The following is a 16,453-nucleotide window of genomic DNA, read 5'->3' as shown; positions in this document are numbered from 1 at the left end:
CATGCCGGTCCCCATTCTGCTGGTGACGGGCTTTCTGGGGGCAGGCAAGACCACGGTCGTCAATCATCTGCTGGCGCATGCCGAGGGGCGGCGGATTGCCGCCGTGGTCAACGACTTCGGTGCGATCAACATCGATGCGGAGCTGATCGCGGGCGCGAACGACGGCGTGGTCAGCCTCGCCAATGGCTGTATCTGCTGCTCGCTCGAAGGCGATCTGTTGCGCACGCTGTCGACGCTGCTGCGGCGCGATCCGAGGCCGGAGTATATCGTCATCGAGACCAGCGGTGTCGCCGACCCCGCCGACATCGTCCGCAATCTCATGGACCCGGTCATCCTGCGCGAAGCGCCGCTGGAGACGGTGCTTTGTGTGATGGACGCGGCCACGCCGCCTTCTGCCCTCGATGACGCCCTGCAGCGCTCGCAGCTGCGCGTCGCCGACATCGTGGCGTTGAGCAAGCTGGACCTGGCGGACGAAGGCGCGGGCGCGCGAATGCGCGAAGCCATCCGCGCGCAGCGTGTGCCCGCATTGGTGGTCGATGCGAAGTACGGCGAGCTTCCATCCGCGCTGCTGTTTCCCGCGAGCGATCGTGCGCCTGCGGCGCGCGAGCCGGGGCCGAAACGACCGGCCGAAGAACGCTTCGAGACGCTGAGCTGGACCTCCGATCGGCCGCTCTCGCTGCCGCGTCTGCAGCAGGCGATCGGCAAGCTCGCGCCGAAGCTTGCGCGCGCAAAGGGGCTGTTCGAGACGGTTGAGCAGCCCGGACGTCTGACGGTGTTTCAGTTCGCCGGCGGCCGCGCGACACTCGCGCCGGGTGAACCGCCGAGCGAAGACGTGCCGCGGGCACGGATCGTCTTCATCGCCGAACTCGGGGTGCTAACGAAAGCCGAGCTCGACGAGACCATGGCGGCGTGTGTTGCAGCCGGGTGAAGTCAGGCGATAGACTTGATCGCTCCCGTTGTCAGCCGTCGCAGGCCCTCTTGCCGCGTTGATCCGAGGTCGAACCATGCCCTCAAATGTTCCATCCGCCCCTGCCGATGCAGCTTCACGCCGCGCTGCCAAGCCGGCCATCGTCTATCCGGCCGGGACGATGACCGGGCCGGATATGGCGACGCTCGAAGCCGCGCGGCAGACGATGGTCAAAACGCGCGAGATCATCGTGCCGCCGCGCGATGCGAGGCCATTTCGCGTGGCGCACGGCCAGTTCTTCCGCATCGTCAGCATCGAAGGCCCACAGGTCGGCGACCTCAATCTCTGGAACGGGGGCGATCTCGCCGAACGTTTCTTCAGCGGCAAGACGCGGGCGCTTCATGGCACGCATGTCGGCCTCGGTGACCGGCTCTGGAGCACGATGCCTTATCTTCGGCCGATGGCGACCATCAGTCACGATACGCTGGGCTGGTACGGTTTCGACGCGGATGGTGCCGGCATTCACGATGTCATCGGCACGCGCTGCGATCCCTACACCAATCTGATGCTGAACGGCACGACGTACGATTTCTGCTGTCACTCCAACCTGTCCCGCGCGCTGGCCGCCGAATTGAAGCTCGATCCGGCCGCGGTGGAGCATCATGTCCACGATGTGCTCAACGTCTTCATGTGCACCGGCTTCACGCAGGACACACACCAGTATTTTATGAAGGCAAGTCCGGTCCGCCCCGACGACTTCATCGAGTTTTTCGCGGAGATCGACCTGCTCGGAGTGTTGTCGGCCTGTCCCGGTGGGGACTGTAGCGCAACCCATTCCAGCGATGTCGCAGCGTGCCATCCGCTCAAGATCGAGATCTTCGAGCCGGATCGAGCGACGCTCAATGGCTGGGCCTGGCCAGCGCCGAGTGCGTATCACCGTCACCACGGCGTGCATGCGGGAAGCTGAGCTTTAATCTTCCACAGGCAGCCGATCCCCGTGCACATACCACTCCGCACGCGACGTCCACTGGACGTGACGGTCGGGTGTCGCGCCCAGCGGCTCGTCGAACGCGCCGGCATGAATGATCGCCTCGCGTCCGCTGCGTGTGAGATGCGGCATCGGGCTGCCGCAGGTCCTGCAGAACGCGGTGGCAAAACTGCGCGCGTTGGGCAGATCGTAGCGTGTGACGGATGCTTCGCCGCGCAGCCAACGCAGTGCGCTCGCCTTGACGATCACCTCGCATGCATGTGCGGTCCCGGTCGCCTTGCGGCAGCGGGAGCAATGGCAGTTGAGGAAACGATCGAACGGACCCTCGACCTCGAAGGCGACCTCGCCGCACAAGCAGCTTCCCCGGAATGCGGTCATGTCGTCCCCTCCGCTTATGCGCCCGCGTTGATCGGAGCGATGGCTGGCGGAGGCTGGCTCCGCCGCTCATCAGACCCTTCCGGGCGGCAATTCTCAAGAGGGCGGCAGGTCCGGCACGCTCAAGCGAATTGCGCGATGCCGTGGCCGACGGACCAGTTCTCCGCGGGAGCATCGAGCACGTTGACGAAGACGTCTTCGGGGCGGATGCCGGGATTGTCGCCCAGCAGTTCTGCGATCCGGCGGTACAGCGCCTTCTTCTGCTCGGGCGTTCGTGAGGCGAATACGGTGATCTGGATCAGAATGGCGTCGTCGCTGCGCTTGACGCCATAGGCATCGCCACAGCGGAAGTTTGCAGGCGACAACTCGCTGATGGTCATGAACTCGTCACCCTCGGGCACGTTCAACGCCTCGCGCATCGCGCGGTAAAGGCCGTCGAGGATCGCCTGCCGATAGGCGTCCGGCTTTCCGGCCCGCATGGAGATGTGAAGCAGAGGCATCAACTGGTCCCTTGCATGTGGCCGCGACCGGCCAGGGCGCATGCAAGCGCCGGCCGTTCAGCCCATTGACGAAACGGGCTATCAATCTCATTTTATTTTTGACACGATGTCCAGAAAGCATGTTTTTGACGTCGTGTCAAATATGCGCCGACAAGGAGCATGATGTGAGGCCGCGCGAATTCGACCACGACGACGTCCTGCGCATCGCGTTCGATCAGTTCTGGCGCAAGGGCGTGCGCGGCTCCTCGCTGTCCGACATCGCGCGCGATGCCGGCGTTCAACGCGGCAGCCTCTACAATGCGTTCGGCAGCAAGGAGGCGTTGTTCCTTCAGGCCTATGAGCGTTACGCCGGCGACTATCTCGTCGCCCTGCAGAAGGCGCTCGGCACGGGCTCATTGCGCAAACGGCTCACCGCGTTCTTCGATCTGACCATCGCCAATTTCCGCTCAGGCTCGCCGCCGCGCGGATGTCCGACGACGCGGGGGCTGATGGAGCTCGGCGCCGCCGAAGGCCAGGGGCTCGACGAAGAGGCGCGGCGCGCTTTTGCGAACCTGGTATCGCGCATCACCGCGCTGGTCGAGGACACCTTGTCGGCGGGCGCCGAGCGCGGCGAGTTCAGCGGCAACCCGGCGGCCGCAGCGCTGCACATCGTCACGGTCACGCGCGGTCTTGCGGTGCTCGAGCGTGCGTTCGGTGACGAGCCGCAACTGCGCAAGATCGCGGCCCACAGCATCGATCTCGTGCTCGGCAAGGGCGCTCGCTAGGCCTCAGCAGAATGCGAGCGCGTTGACGGCCTGCGTGGCCGCGCTCTCCTGCTCGATCCCGACCAGCTGGCCGACGGCGGTCTTGAGCTCGCCTGGCTCCCTGCGGCGCGCAACGGCCAGGAGCCGCATCAATTCCGCCTCGTCCTTTGACAGCCGCCGGCACGACGGCGGCATGAAGCAAAGATCGCAGGGACGTCCGCTGCGCAGGATTCTGACCAGCGCGGCCACGCGGGCGACCAGCAGCGGGCTGTCGGAAATGCCGGGTGCCTCGTCGGCGAAGCGATAGGCGGCCTCCCAGCAATCGGACGCGCCGGTCGCATAGGCTGCCCCGATGAACCGGAACAGCGAGAGCGCGGTGCGGCAGAAATCATCGCAGCCTTCCATGCTTCGCGGATTGTCCTGCATCATGACCAACCTCGTCAGTGCAATGTCGGGCTTCCGACGAACCAGCTCTTCATCGCCATCGTCCGTTCGACGTTGGGCGTCCGAAACTGCCGATCCGGCAGGATGAGACCGGCCATGCGGAAGATCGTCGCAAGTCCCCTGACGGGGGCGAGCGCCCAATCCGCGCCGACGGGAGGCAGCCAGCTCTCGAACTGCTCGCGCGCGATATCGATGCGCTCCTCTTGCGCCGCTGCGATCGCGTGCAGAATTCCGTGCTCGCTCTCCGACATCTTCGGGCAAGTGGGGCAATGCACTTCGATGGCCGTATGCGCCGTGCACGCAAAGATCTCGATGATGGCCTCGAGAGAGAGCACGGCATCGCCGACGCGAAAATGGTCGTAGACCTGCTGGATGTCGGCCGCGGTCGGCACTGCTGTCCCGCTTCGCGCCTTCGCGCGAAATCCCCAGATGAAGAGCCGCTCGCCCGCGCTCAGCGCCGGAAGGTCAAGCGTCCTGGTGTCTGTCGATTGATACATGGAGCCTCTGGCAAATGGCCGCGCCTTGCGCCGATCGTTCTGCCAGGGGCGCGTGCAAGTCAACGCCGGGAAGGCCGATATCGAGGTCTTCTAGAAACGCGCACGCATCGGAAGCTCCTTGTCTGGAGCGATTCCAATGCAGTCGCCAACTATCGATGAATTCTAAAGTGCGCTTACACGAACGCGACGTCGATCTTGTTGTCCGACTTGGAGAGCATGCGGCAGGCGCGCGAAAGTCCATCGCTGGCGATCGCGAGCTTGAACTGCTCGGGGATGTCGGCGGTCGAGATCACCTCGATCGTGGCCTCGTCGTCCGCCAGCGTGCGCACCGTGCAGTCGAAGGTCGAGCGGCCTGCGTTGAAGGTGATCTGGCCGGCCTTGAACACCCGCCGGCGCGCGGGAGAGATCGACGGCGCGGCATCGACCCAGGCGATCACACGATTGCGGCCGGCACTCTTGGCGGAATACATCGCGAGATCGGCGTTGTGCAGGGCGTCGTCGAAATGCTGGCCGGGAAGCAGCGATGCGGCACCGAAGCTGCAGGTTACCGGGACCGGGCCGCAGGGCGTGTCGACGCTCTCGGCCGCGATGGCCAGGCGCACCTTCTCCAGCGTCGTCATGGCGCCGGCAAGATCGGTGTGCGGCAGCAGAACGGCGAACTCCTCGCCGCCGATGCGGCCGATGATGTCGGAGCCGCGCAGATTGTTGCGGCAGGTCGCGATGATCGACGCCAGCACGGCATCGCCGGCGGCGTGACCGTGGCGATCGTTGACCTGCTTGAAGTGATCGACGTCGAGCACGGCGAGCGTCAGCTTGTGATGGTGCCGGTTGGCGAGCGACGACAGGCGCTGCGCTTCTGCACGGAAGGCGCGGCGCGACAGCGCGCCGGTCAGATTGTCCTGCATGCTGAGATTGCGCAGCAGCAGCTCGTCGACCGCGATCGCTGCGAGATCAACCAGAACCGCGAGCTCCCCCGCCTCGAACTCGCGCGGCTTTGTATCCATCACACAGAGCGTGCCGATGTTGACGCCGGAGATCTTGAGCTGCACGCCGGCATAGAAACGGATGAACGGATGTCCGCGGACGAAGACATTGTCGGTGACGCGGGGATCCTCGTAGGTGTCGGGAATGACGAGGGGGGTATCCTGCGCGATGGCGAGGCTGCACAGCGCCGGGCGGCGATCGGTCTCGCGATCAGCCATGCCGACCTCGGCCTTGAACCATTGCCGGTGTCCGTCGATCAGCGTCAGCGTCGACATCGACACGCCAAAAATCCGCTTGCTCAGCGCCGTCAGGCGATCGAACGCGGGCTCCTTCGGCGTGTCGAGAATGTCGAGCGACGCGAGCGTGTCGAGGCGGCGGGCTTCGATGGTGGGCGTGATTGGCATTGTGTCTGGCTCCGGTGGCGCAGCTATGCGCGGGCCGATTAACGCCAAATTGAGCCGCGGGATGTCGGGAACCCGAATGCTTAAGGCTTTGCTAAGACGGGCGGGATAAAATGGCATATCAGCCCCGCCAATTCTCGCGAGCACCAATGATTTTCTCCCGCATCAGTTTCAAGCTGGTCCTCATTGTCGGCATCAGCCTTCTCGGCATGATCGCGCTGGCACCGATCGCGCTGTCGACGCTGCGCAGCCAGATGATCGCCGACCGTCAGGCCAAGACGCAGCATATGGTCGATGTCGGCTACGGGATTCTCGCGCATTACCAGAAGCTCGAGAGCGAGGGAAAGCTCACGCGCGAACAGGCGCAGGCCGGCGCCATGGCCGAGATCAAGAGCCTCCGCTACGACAAGGTCGAGTATTTCTGGCTTAACGACATGACCCCCAAAATGATCATGCATCCGATCAAGCCTGAGCTTGACGGCAAGGATCTCGCGGGGATGAAGGATCCCTCCGGCAATGCGCTGTTCGTCGGCTTCGTTGACGTCGTCAAGAAACAGGGCGCGGGTTTCTACAGCTACCTCTGGCCGAAGCCCGGCTTCGACCAGCCGGTCGGGAAGATCTCCTATGTGAAGGGCTTTGCGCCCTGGGGCTGGATCATCGGCACCGGCATCTATCTCGACGACGTCGACGCCGTGTTCCGGCAGGACGCGATGACGTTCGGTTTTGTCTGTCTCGCGGTCTTCGTACTGGTGCTCGGCGCGTCCTTCCTGATCGGCCGTAGCGTGACCAGGCCGCTCGCGAAAATCACGGGCCTGACCGAGCGCCTCGCTGCCGGCGACAGCGCCTTCGAGGTGCCCTACACCAACCTCAGCAACGAGGTCGGCGGGCTTGCCAAGGCGCTCGCCGTGTTCAAGGACAACGCGTCGGCGGTCGGCCGGATGCATGCCGAGCAGCAGGAGACGAAGCAGCGGGCCGACGACGAGAAGCGCAAGACGATGACCGATCTCGCCGGCAAGTTCGAGGCGAGCGTCCAGGCCGTCGTCCGCGACGTCTTCAACGAGGCGCGGGCGATGCAGCAGGCCGCCCAGGGCATGTCGGAGACCGCTGATAAGGCGACCGACCGCGCGAGCTTCGTCGCCACTGCGTGCCAGCAGGCCTCGAGCAATGTGCAGACGGTGGCCTCCGCCGCCGGCCAGCTGTCATCCTCGATCACCGAGATCAGCCAGCGCGTCGCGCAGGCAGCAAGTGTGGCCGACAAGGCGGCGGCCGACGGCCAGCGCACCAACGACACCGTGCAGGGACTGGCCGCGGCCGCCCACAAGATCGGCGAGGTCATCGACCTCATCAACCAGATCGCCTCGCAGACCAATCTGCTTGCGCTCAATGCCACCATCGAAGCCGCGCGTGCGGGCGAAGCCGGCAAGGGCTTTGCGGTGGTCGCGAGCGAAGTGAAATCGCTGGCCAGCCAGACCGCGAAGGCGACCGACGAGATCGGCGCGCAGATCTCCGCGATCCAGGCCGAGACCAACCAGGTCGTCGGCAATATCGAGAGCATCCGCGCCACCATCATGGAGGTCAACGAGATCTCCTCGTCGATTGCCGCCGCGGTCGAAGAGCAGGGCGCGGCGACGCAGGCCATTGCCCACAGCGTGCAGGAGGCGGCGTCCGGCACCGACCAGGTCTCGCAGAACATCTCCGGCGTGACCGATGCGACGGCGGAAACAGGCGCGGCTGCAGGGCGCGTGCTACAGTCGAGCGGACGCCTGACCGAAAAGCTGCAATCGCTGGAGAACGAGGTCAGCGCCTTCGTTGCCGGCGTGCGGGCGGCCTAGTATAGCGGGGGATGGGCCAAAACTCCGATCGCCGCGCGCGCATCCTCCTGATCAATCCGAACAGTCTCGAGGCGACCACGGCAATGATGGTCGCGATTGCGACGTCTGTCGCCGGCGACGGCTTCGACATCGAAGGCGCCACGGCGACGCGTGCGCCCTCGATGATCGTGACACCCGAAGCGCTCGACACTGCCGCCCCCGAGGTCGAAGAGATCGCACGCGCGCATCAGGGCGCTTGCAACGGCATCATCGTCTCGGCGTTCGGCGATCCCGGCCTCGTGGGAATCAGGTCGGCGATGAAGCTGCCCGCGGTCGGCATCGGCGAGTCCGCGATGCTGGAAGCTGCCGAAGGCGGCCGCCGCTTCGGCGTCGCGACCACGACGCCGCTGTTGAAAGCAAAGATCGACGCGCTACCCGACGCGTTGGGATTGCGATCCCGCTATACGGGCACCCGCTTCGCCGACGGCGATCCGCAGGAGTTGATGCGCGACCCGGCACGGCTGCGTGCGGCGCTCGCCGGAGCGGTCGAGGCCTGCATCGCGCAGGACGGCGCGGAGGCTGTCATCATCGGCGGCGGGCCGCTCGGCGAGGCTGCGCGCGAATTGCAGCCGACGTTCACCGTGCCGATCATCGCGCCGATCCCGTCGGCCGTGGCGCGGATCGTCCGCCTCGTGACGGTGTAGTTTTTCCGCGGCGCGGCATCGGCCGCGACGTGGAAAACTGTTTTCCTTGACATGACCTCTGCCGTGCTCGACCTGTAACCATGTCGATTGGCGGCATCGCGCGTGCCGCAGCGAACAAGAAAAGCACACGGGAAAGACGTCATGAGTGCAGGCCTCACCGAAAAGGACTACCTCGCCACCTTGCGCGGCCTGTGGGAGAAAGCCTGGCCGAAGGGCATGCCGCGCTCGCCGAACTATCTGCACGGCGAAGTTCCCCTGACGGAATATCTGCGCGCCTGGGCGAAGCAGAGCCCGGCGCGGCCTGCGGTGATCTTCTACGGCCATGTCACGACCTATGCGGAGCTCGACCAGCAGAGCGATCGCTTTGCGGCGCTGCTGCAGGCCAAGGGCGTGCGCAAAGGCGATCGTGTCGCCGTCTTCCTGCCGAACTGTCCGCAATTCCACATCGTGTTCTTCGGCATTCTGAAGCTCGGCGCGGTCCATGTTCCCGTGAGCCCGCTGTCGCGCGCGTTCGAACTGTCCTACGAGCTCAACGACACCAAGGCCGAGGTGATCGTGGCGCTGGACCAACTCATCCCCGTGGTGGAGCAGGTCCGGGGCGAGGTCAGCCTGCGCGAGGTCATCGTCACCAGCTTTGCCGATGTCGTGCCGGCAACGCCGGCATTTCCGACGCCGGACTCGATCCGCATGCCGCGGATCGCAATCCCGGGCGCGACCGATCTACTGCCCGCGCTCGCCGCACTGCCGGCGCCATCGCCGCTGCCGCCGCCCGGTCTCGATGAAGTCGCCGCACTCAATTACACCGGTGGCACTACCGGTATGCCCAAGGGCTGCGTCCACACCCATCGCGACATGGTCTACACGGCGGCCGCCAATTACAGCATCTCGGTGCTGTCGGACGCGAGCAGCGTCTTCCTGTCGTTCTTTCCCGAGTTCTGGATCGCGGGCGAGAATTTCGGCCTGATCTTCCCGCTGTTCTCCGGCGGGACGCTGATCCTGCTGGCCCGCTGGGACGCCGTCGGCGCGATGGCCGCGATCGACAAGTACAAGGTCACGATCACGGCGATGCCGGTCGATGGTGCGGTCGAACTGATGGACCATCCGCGCTGGAACGAGTTCGATCTGTCGTCGCTGAAGCAGGTCCGCGTCGTCTCCTTCGTCAAGAAGCTCAATGCCGACTATCGCAAGCGCTGGAAGGATCTCACCGGCACGATCCTGATGGAGGCGGCCTGGGGCATGACGGAGACCCACACCTCCAACACGTTCACATCATGCTTCCAGGACGACGATTTCGATCTCAACAACCAGCCGATCTTCGTCGGTCTGCCGGTGCCCGGCGCCGAGTTTAAGATCACCGATTTCGAGACCGGTGCATTGCTGCCGCTCGGCGCCGAAGGCGAGATCCGCGTGCGGACGCCGTCGCTGCTCAAGAGCTATTGGAACAAGCCGGAGGCAACCGCGGAGTCGCTGATCGATGGCTGGCTGCGCACCGGCGACATCGGCACCATCGACAAGGACGGATTTCTGCACTTCCTCGGCCGCCGCAAGGAGATGCTGAAGGTCAAGGGCATGAGCGTGTTTCCGCCGGAGATCGAGGCGCTGCTCGGCCAACATCCGAAAGTGCTGGGCTCCGGCGTGGTCGGGCGCGACGATCCCGACAAGGGACAGGTGCCGGTGGCCTACATCCAGCTCAAGCCGGAAGCGGTCGGCACGATCTCCGCGGCAGACCTGCGCGCCTGGTGTGCCGAACGCATGGCGGTCTACAAGATCCCGGAGGTGCGCATCATCGAGGCGCTGCCGTTGACGGCCACGGGCAAGGTGAAGAAGCAGGACCTCAACCCGAACCAGCCTGCTTCAGTCTGAGTGAGAGACCGATGTCGTTCAAAAAGCTCCTGATCGCCAATCGCGGCGAGATCGCCATCCGCATCGCGCGCGCAGCGGCCGATGCCGGCATCGCCACGGTCGCGATCCATCCTGCGGATGATGCGCTGTCGCTCCATGCGCGCGTGGCCGATGAAGCGGTCGAAATCCCCGGCCGCGGCGCGCGGGCCTATCTCGATATCGAGGCCGTGGTGAAAGCGGCCAAGGGCGCCGGCTGCGATGCCGTGCATCCCGGCTACGGCTTCCTGAGCGAGAACGCGGCATTCGCCAAAGCCTGCGCCGACGCAGGGATCACCTTCGTTGGACCAAAGGTGACGGCGCTCGAACTGTTCGGCGACAAGGTCGCCGCACGACAACTGGCAAAACGCTGCGGCGCGCCGATCATCGCCGGGACCAGCGGGCCGTCGTCGCTCGACGAAATCACGGCGTTCTTCACCTCGCTCGGCAGCAACGCGGCGATCGTGATCAAGGCCATGGCCGGCGGCGGCGGCCGCGGCATGCGTGTGGTCGAGGACGCATCCAATCTCGCGGAGGCCTATGCGCGCTGCCAGTCCGAAGCCAAGGCGGCCTTCGGCTTCGACGGCGTCTATGCCGAGCGACTGATCCGGCAGGCGCGCCATATCGAGGTGCAGATCATCGGCGATCGCCACGGCGCGATCTCCCACCTCTGGGAGCGCGAATGTACCATCCAGCGCCGGCACCAGAAGCTGATTGAGGTGGCGCCTAGCCCCTCGCTCAGCGACGGCTTGCGTGGCCGCATCATCGAGGCGGCGAAGCAGCTCGCGACAGCCGCGTCCTATGACAATCTGGGCACCTTCGAGTTCCTGGTCGACGGCACGGCCGAGGACAGCTTTGCTTTCATCGAGGCCAATCCGCGGCTCCAGGTCGAGCACACCGTGACGGAGGAGGTGCTTGGCCTCGATCTCGTCCGCGCCCAGCTCGCGGTTGCCGCAGGCGCTTCGCTGGCCTCGCTCGGCCTCGCGCAAGGATCGATCCCGAAGCCGCGCGGCTATGCCATGCAGCTCCGCGTCAACATGGAGACGCTGGACGAGACCGGGGCGACGCATCCGACCGGCGGCGTGCTCGCCGTATTCGAGCCGCCGTCAGGCCCTGGCGTCCGCGTCGACAGCTTTGGCTATGCCGGCTACAAGACCAGCGCGGCGTTCGACTCCCTGCTGGCCAAGGTGATCGTGCATACGCCGGGTGAAGCCTGGCACGACATCGTGGCCAAGGCTTCGCGCGCTTTGCGTGAGTTCCGGATCGACGGCGTCGTCACCAACATCGCGTTCCTGCAGGCCGTGCTGGCACACCCCGACTTCAGGACCAATCGCATCGCGACCGACTTCATTGATCGCAACATCGCAAAGCTGGTTGAGGCGGCCGACGGCGCGGCCAAGCCGCTGTATTTTGCCGCAGCCGAGCGTAGCGGTGCTCACGGCGCCGAGGCGCATGCCGCGCAGGTCGTGCCGGAAGGCGCGGTGATGGTCGCGGCACCCCTGCAGGGGACCATCGTCACCATTCAGGTGACGGAAGGCGAGATCGTGCGTCCTGGCCAGCAGCTCGCGGTGATCGAATCCATGAAGATGGAGCATCTGGTCATGGCCGAGCAGGGCGGCCGCGTCATGACGCTTGTCGCCGGCGACGGCGTCACCCTGATGCATGGCGAGCCGATCCTGTATCTGGAGCCGCTCGACGTCGCGGCCGATCACACGGCGGCGGAAGCCGACATCGATCTCGACCACATCCGTCCCGATCTGGCCGAGCTGATCGCGCGCCAGGCCAACACGCTCGATGCGAACCGCCCGGCCTCGGTCGAGCGCCGCCGCAACACCAACCAGCGCACCGCGCGCGAAAACGTTGACCAACTCGTCGACGAGGGCTCCTTCATGGAGTACGGCAGCCTCGCGATCGCAGCGCAGCGCCGCCGCCGCAAGCTCGACGATCTCATCAAGAACACGCCGGCGGACGGCCTCGTGATGGGCGTGGCCACCGTCAACGCCGAAAAGTTCGGCGGCGAGGCCGCGCGCTGCATCGTCGTGGCCTATGACTACACCGTGCTCGCGGGCACGCAGGGCCACATGAACCACAAGAAGATCGACCGCATGCTCACGCTGGCGGAAGACTGGCGCGTACCGCTGGTGTTTTACGCCGAAGGCGGCGGCGGCCGGCCCGGCGACACCGACCGGCTCGGCATGACCGGCCTCGACGGCCCGTCCTTCGTGCAGTTCGCAAAGCTCTCCGGCCTCGTGCCTGTGATCGGCGTGGTCTCCGGCTATTGCTTCGCCGGCAACGCCGCAATGCTCGGCTGTTGCGATGTCATCATCGCCACCAAGAACGCCTCGATCGGCATGGGCGGCCCCGCGATGATCGAGGGCGGCGGGCTCGGCGTCTATCACCCGGCCGAAGTCGGTCCGGTCTCGTTCCAGTCGCCGAACGGCGTCATCGACATCGTGGTCGAGGACGAGGAGGAGGCGACGCGCGTCGCGCAAAAATACCTGTCCTATTTCCAGGGTGTGATGAGCGATTGGGAAGCTGCGGATCAGCGCCTGCTCCGCCGCGCCATCCCCGAGAATCGTCTTCGCGTCTACGACATCCGCAGCGTGATCGATCTCGTCGCCGACAAGGACAGTGTGCTGGAGCTCCGCCGCGACTACGGCGTCGGCATGATCACCGCGCTGATCCGTATCGAAGGCAAGCCGTTCGGCCTGATCGCCAACAATCCGCGCCATCTCGGCGGCGCAATCGATGCCGACGCCGGCGACAAGGCTGCGCGCTTCCTCCAGCTCTGCGACGCCTTCGACCTGCCGATCGTCTCGCTCTGCGACACGCCCGGCTTCATGGTTGGCCCGGAAGCGGAGAAGACCGCGATCGTGCGCCATGTCTCGCGCATGTTCGTCACCGGTGCGAGCCTCACCGTGCCCTTGTTCGGTATCGTGCTGCGCAAGGGCTATGGACTAGGTGCGCAATCGATGATCGGCGGCGGTTTCCACGCCTCCTTCTTTACGGCAGCCTGGCCGACCGGCGAGTTCGGCGGCATGGGCCTGGAGGGCTATGTCCGCCTCGGCTTCCGCAAGGAGATGGAGGCGATCGCCGACCCCGAGGAGCGCGAGACCTATTACCGCAACAAGGTCGCCGAGCTCTACGCCAACGGCAAGGCGGTCTCGATCGCCTCGGTGTTCGAGATCGACAACGTCATCGACCCCGCCGAGACGCGGCGCTGGATCATGGCGGGGCTCCGTTCGGTGCCGAAGCCGCCGGTGCGGACGGCGAAGAAGCGGCCGTGCATCGACACCTGGTGAGGGCAGTGCAGCAATAGCCTGCGTCCCGGTTCCCGATTGACATCCCCGCCTGTGCTGCCAGACTTTGCACAATAATACAGGGTGGAGACGTCCGCGATGGCCAGCCTTTCGGCCTCGAACCATGTCGCCCGTGTCTTGTCCGTCGCCAATCAGGTTAATGACCGTTTGGCCGACGTCGACGCCTCTTCGCGCATCGAGAACTCGTGGCGGCGCTGCCTGATCAGCCACAAGCTCGATCCTGCCCGGCAGGGCCCGCCGCAGACACTGACCGAGGCCGAGGTTCGTCACGTCGCTGAGCCCCTGGAAGAGACCATCCGGCTGCTGACGCCGGAGCTCGACGATCTCGCCCGCGTGCTGCGGGACGCCGGCTATTGCGTCAACCTCGCTGACGCGAACGCGACCATGTTGTTCAGCCGCCTGCCGGGCGAGGCCGACGCACGGATGTTCATGGACTGGAAGATCTACACCGGTTCGAATTTCGCCGAGACGTTCGAGGGCACCAACGGGCTCGGCACCTGCCTCGCGGAGCAGAAGCCGATCCTGGTGCATCGCGACGAGCATTTTCGTGCGCAATGGCACATGTTCTCCTGCGCCGTGGCGCCACTGTTCGATCAGGCCGGGCGCCTCGCCGGCGCGGTCAACATCACCTCCTGTCGTGAAGATCTCGAACGGGCCGCGCATCAGCTTGCGCTCGCGGTGACGATGGAGGCGACGCGGCGGATGGAGGGCGCGATCTTCCGCGATCATTTCCGAAACGCCTGGATCGCAACAGTGCCGGGTGATGGCGGCAGTGGCCTGCTTGCTTACGATGACGATCGCCGCATCGTCGGCGCCTGCCGGTCGGCGCGCGCATTGCTGGGCCTCACCGACGGCCTGATCGCTTCGGGCATCGATCTGTCGCGCTATATCAAGCTTGATCACGCGCGCAACGCAGACGAGATCGTCGAGCTGCGCCGCGCCGATGGCCGTCCGCTGGGGCAAAGCCATGTCGCCCCGCCCCTGCGCGCAAAATCCACCATGCTTCGCCGCGATGCGCCGGTCGATCGCTTCGACGCGCTGCATCGGCTCGCAGGCGGCGATCCGGGCCTCGTCAAAAGCGTGAAGCGGCTGCGGAGCATCGGCGATCACAATCTGCCGGTGCTGCTGCATGGCGAGACCGGCGTCGGCAAGGACGTGTTCGCGCGCGCGATTCATGCCGCGAGCAACCGTGCCCGCAACAATTACGTCGCGCTGAACTGTGCGGCGATGCCGGAGAGCCTGATTGACGCCGAGCTGTTCGGCTACGAGGCCGGCGCCTTCACCGGCGCGCGGCGCGACGGCTCGAAGGGCCTGATCGTGCAGGCTGACGGCGGCACGCTGTTTCTGGACGAGATCGGCGACATGCCGATCGCGCTGCAGACCCGGTTGCTGCGCGTGCTGGAGAACCGCGAAGTCTGGCCGCTCGGCGCGCTCAAGCCGGCGCCGGTGGATATTCGCCTGATCAGCGCCACCCATCGCGATCTCGGCCGCATGGCCGAGGAGGGGGCTTTCCGTGCCGACCTCTATTTTCGCCTGCGCGGCATGGAGGTGCGGCTGCCGGCGCTGCGCGAGCGCGCTGATAGGGATGACATCATCCGCCAGATCGCGCGCGAGGAGGCGCCGAACTGCCGCCTCTCGGGCGAAGCCTGGTCGCTGCTCTCGGCCTATTCCTACCCCGGCAACATGCGCCAGCTCCGCCACGTGCTCCGGCTTGCCGGCTGTACGGCGGAGGATGGCGTCATCATGGATGCCGACCTCGATCTGCCGCCGTTCGGCGGGAGAACGGCGGGGATTGATCTCGAAGCGGCCGAGCGAGCCACCATCATCGAGGCGCTCCGCAAGCACGGTGGCCGCGTCACCGAAGCCGCGCGAACGCTGAAGCTCAGCCGCGCGACGCTGTATCGCAAGATCAAGCAGCTGAAGATCGAGACCGCGCAGTAGCGCTCGGTACCTGCCACCGCACGTCTGATCTAACGCCGGCTCAGCCGCTCGCGCAGAAATTCGATGAAGCGCTGCGTCTTGGCTGGAAGCAGCCTGGTCTCGGTGACTGCGTAAATGGTCATGGGCAGGCCCTGCCATTGCGACATGATGCGGCGCAGCCGTCCATCTGCGAGTTCGTCGGCGACGATTTCCTGCGGCACGAAGGTGATGCCCATGTCGAGCGTCGCGAGGCGGCGGAGCATGCCGATGCTGTTGAGGTGGAAGCGTCCGTTAACGTCGGCCTCGACCGTTCGCGTTCCGTTGTGCAGCGTCCAGCTGCTCACTCTCGTCTGGCAGAGACATTGATGGCGCGCGAGATCTGCCGGTTCATGCGGTTCACCGTTGAGTTCGAGATAACGCGGCGAGGCGTAGAGATTGGCGTGCAGTCGGGCGAGCGGTCGCGCGATCATGTGCGACGCCGGGGAATCTCCAATCCGGATCGCGAGATCGTACGGTTCGGAGACCAGGTCGACGCGTCGCGGCGTGAGATCGAACTCGAAATCGATACCGGGATAATGCTGCGCGAATTCGGTGATCAGCGGCGCGAGATAGGTGTTCGCGAAGTCCACCGGCAGTGAGACGCGCAGCGATCCGCTTGGATGGGCCAGCATATCGCCGAGCTGCTCGTGTGCCAGGCGTGCTTCGTCGACGATGCGCTTGCAGCGCTCGAAATAGAGCTGGCCAGCTTCGGTCAATTCGATCTTGCGCGTGGTCCGGTTCAGCAGGCGAAGTCCGATTTCCTTCTCGAGCAGGCTGATCCGTCGCGACAGGGTCGAGTTCGGCATATCGAGCGTCGCGGCAGCGCCCCGGAAGCTTCGGGCTTTCACCACCTCCACGAACAGGGCCATGTCGTTCAACAGCTCCATACAATTATCCCATATATGGATGAATCTATTCCAATATAAGGTATTTATTCCATTA

General features: G+C 65.3%; 14 protein-coding genes. 8 read left to right on the top strand and 6 right to left on the bottom strand.

Going from position 1 to position 16,453, the window contains the following annotated elements; all coding sequences use genetic code 11:
- Position 1: 1 nt before the first annotated feature.
- Both NLM31_RS37620 and NLM31_RS37615 read left to right on the top strand, forming a co-directional pair.
- A complete protein-coding gene (locus NLM31_RS37620; protein WP_254195509.1) occupies positions 2–928 on the top strand; it encodes a GTP-binding protein in 927 nt (308 codons plus the stop codon).
- A 76-nt stretch (positions 929–1,004) separates the two neighbouring features.
- The gene (locus NLM31_RS37615) at positions 1,005–1,874 is read left to right on the top strand and encodes a DUF1989 domain-containing protein (protein WP_254195508.1); all 870 of its coding nucleotides are present in this window, start codon (positions 1,005–1,007) and stop codon (positions 1,872–1,874) included.
- A 3-nt stretch (positions 1,875–1,877) separates the two neighbouring features.
- On the opposite strand, the gene NLM31_RS37610 is transcribed toward NLM31_RS37615, so the two are convergent.
- Positions 1,878–2,273, bottom strand: a complete 396-nt coding sequence (locus NLM31_RS37610) for a GFA family protein (RefSeq protein WP_254134202.1) — start codon at positions 2,271–2,273, stop codon at positions 1,878–1,880.
- Between the two features lie 119 nt (positions 2,274–2,392).
- Positions 2,393–2,770 carry a tautomerase family protein gene (locus NLM31_RS37605; protein ID WP_254134201.1) on the bottom strand — a complete coding sequence of 126 codons (378 nt, stop codon included), beginning with the start codon at positions 2,768–2,770 and terminating at the stop codon, positions 2,393–2,395.
- A 164-nt stretch (positions 2,771–2,934) separates the two neighbouring features.
- On the opposite strand from NLM31_RS37605, the gene NLM31_RS37600 reads away from it, so the two are divergent.
- Complete coding sequence (locus tag NLM31_RS37600) at positions 2,935–3,534, top strand: TetR family transcriptional regulator (RefSeq protein WP_254134200.1); 600 nt, start codon at positions 2,935–2,937, stop codon at positions 3,532–3,534.
- 3 nt (positions 3,535–3,537) lie between these two features.
- Here NLM31_RS37600 and NLM31_RS37595 read toward each other — a convergent pair whose 3' ends face one another.
- The 3 genes from NLM31_RS37595 to NLM31_RS37585 all read right to left on the bottom strand — a co-directional run bounded on the left by NLM31_RS37595 (position 3,538) and on the right by NLM31_RS37585 (position 5,842).
- Complete coding sequence (locus tag NLM31_RS37595; RefSeq protein WP_254134199.1) at positions 3,538–3,942, bottom strand: hypothetical protein; 405 nt, start codon at positions 3,940–3,942, stop codon at positions 3,538–3,540.
- 11 nt (positions 3,943–3,953) lie between these two features.
- On the bottom strand, positions 3,954–4,454 hold the full coding sequence (locus NLM31_RS37590) for a hypothetical protein (RefSeq protein WP_254134198.1): 501 nt from the start codon (positions 4,452–4,454) through the stop codon (positions 3,954–3,956).
- A gap of 173 nt (positions 4,455–4,627) precedes the next feature.
- Positions 4,628–5,842 carry a sensor domain-containing diguanylate cyclase gene (locus NLM31_RS37585; RefSeq protein ID WP_254195507.1) on the bottom strand — a complete coding sequence of 405 codons (1,215 nt, stop codon included), beginning with the start codon at positions 5,840–5,842 and terminating at the stop codon, positions 4,628–4,630.
- 146 nt (positions 5,843–5,988) lie between these two features.
- Between NLM31_RS37585 and NLM31_RS37580 the strand changes: the two genes are divergently transcribed.
- The 5 genes from NLM31_RS37580 to NLM31_RS37560 all read left to right on the top strand — a co-directional run bounded on the left by NLM31_RS37580 (position 5,989) and on the right by NLM31_RS37560 (position 15,493).
- Entirely contained in the window at positions 5,989–7,671 is a 1,683-nt protein-coding gene (locus NLM31_RS37580; RefSeq protein WP_254134196.1) for a methyl-accepting chemotaxis protein, read from the top strand.
- A gap of 11 nt (positions 7,672–7,682) precedes the next feature.
- Positions 7,683–8,354, top strand: coding sequence for an aspartate/glutamate racemase family protein (locus tag NLM31_RS37575; RefSeq protein ID WP_254134195.1), 672 nt, complete (start codon positions 7,683–7,685; stop codon positions 8,352–8,354).
- Between the two features lie 141 nt (positions 8,355–8,495).
- On the top strand, positions 8,496–10,217 hold the full coding sequence (locus NLM31_RS37570) for an AMP-binding protein (protein ID WP_254195506.1): 1,722 nt from the start codon (positions 8,496–8,498) through the stop codon (positions 10,215–10,217).
- Between the two features lie 11 nt (positions 10,218–10,228).
- Positions 10,229–13,534 (top strand): carboxyl transferase domain-containing protein, encoded by a 3,306-nt coding sequence (locus NLM31_RS37565; protein ID WP_254134193.1) that lies wholly within the window; start codon positions 10,229–10,231, stop codon positions 13,532–13,534.
- A 96-nt stretch (positions 13,535–13,630) separates the two neighbouring features.
- Entirely contained in the window at positions 13,631–15,493 is a 1,863-nt protein-coding gene (locus NLM31_RS37560; protein WP_254195505.1) for a sigma-54-dependent Fis family transcriptional regulator, read from the top strand.
- Positions 15,494–15,522: 29 nt separating this feature from the next.
- Here NLM31_RS37560 and NLM31_RS37555 read toward each other — a convergent pair whose 3' ends face one another.
- Positions 15,523–16,398 (bottom strand): LysR family transcriptional regulator, encoded by an 876-nt coding sequence (locus NLM31_RS37555; RefSeq protein WP_254134191.1) that lies wholly within the window; start codon positions 16,396–16,398, stop codon positions 15,523–15,525.
- Between the last annotated feature and the right edge of the window lie 55 nt (positions 16,399–16,453).

Origin of the sequence: Bradyrhizobium sp. CCGUVB4N (genome assembly GCF_024199945.1) — a bacterium.
Taxonomy (GTDB): domain Bacteria; phylum Pseudomonadota; class Alphaproteobacteria; order Rhizobiales; family Xanthobacteraceae; genus Bradyrhizobium.
The sequence above is the reverse complement of the archived record's forward strand: the minus strand, read 5'-3'. Positions and strand labels throughout refer to the sequence as shown.

What these genes read in the sequence shown, in the direction of transcription:
- NLM31_RS37620 (WP_254195509.1), top strand. Translation starts at nt 2, where the DNA reads ATGCCGGTCCCCATTCTGCTGGTGACGGGCTTTCTGGGGGCAGGCAAG.
- NLM31_RS37615 (WP_254195508.1), top strand. Translation starts at nt 1,005, where the DNA reads ATGCCCTCAAATGTTCCATCCGCCCCTGCCGATGCAGCTTCACGCCGC.
- NLM31_RS37610 (WP_254134202.1), bottom strand. Translation starts at nt 2,273, where the DNA reads ATGACCGCATTCCGGGGAAGCTGCTTGTGCGGCGAGGTCGCCTTCGAG.
- NLM31_RS37605 (WP_254134201.1), bottom strand. Translation starts at nt 2,770, where the DNA reads ATGCCTCTGCTTCACATCTCCATGCGGGCCGGAAAGCCGGACGCCTAT.
- NLM31_RS37595 (WP_254134199.1), bottom strand. Translation starts at nt 3,942, where the DNA reads ATGATGCAGGACAATCCGCGAAGCATGGAAGGCTGCGATGATTTCTGC.
- NLM31_RS37590 (WP_254134198.1), bottom strand. Translation starts at nt 4,454, where the DNA reads ATGTATCAATCGACAGACACCAGGACGCTTGACCTTCCGGCGCTGAGC.
- NLM31_RS37585 (WP_254195507.1), bottom strand. Translation starts at nt 5,842, where the DNA reads ATGCCAATCACGCCCACCATCGAAGCCCGCCGCCTCGACACGCTCGCG.
- NLM31_RS37580 (WP_254134196.1), top strand. Translation starts at nt 5,989, where the DNA reads ATGATTTTCTCCCGCATCAGTTTCAAGCTGGTCCTCATTGTCGGCATC.
- NLM31_RS37575 (WP_254134195.1), top strand. Translation starts at nt 7,683, where the DNA reads ATGGGCCAAAACTCCGATCGCCGCGCGCGCATCCTCCTGATCAATCCG.
- NLM31_RS37570 (WP_254195506.1), top strand. Translation starts at nt 8,496, where the DNA reads ATGAGTGCAGGCCTCACCGAAAAGGACTACCTCGCCACCTTGCGCGGC.
- NLM31_RS37565 (WP_254134193.1), top strand. Translation starts at nt 10,229, where the DNA reads ATGTCGTTCAAAAAGCTCCTGATCGCCAATCGCGGCGAGATCGCCATC.
- NLM31_RS37560 (WP_254195505.1), top strand. Translation starts at nt 13,631, where the DNA reads ATGGCCAGCCTTTCGGCCTCGAACCATGTCGCCCGTGTCTTGTCCGTC.
- NLM31_RS37555 (WP_254134191.1), bottom strand. Translation starts at nt 16,398, where the DNA reads ATGGAGCTGTTGAACGACATGGCCCTGTTCGTGGAGGTGGTGAAAGCC.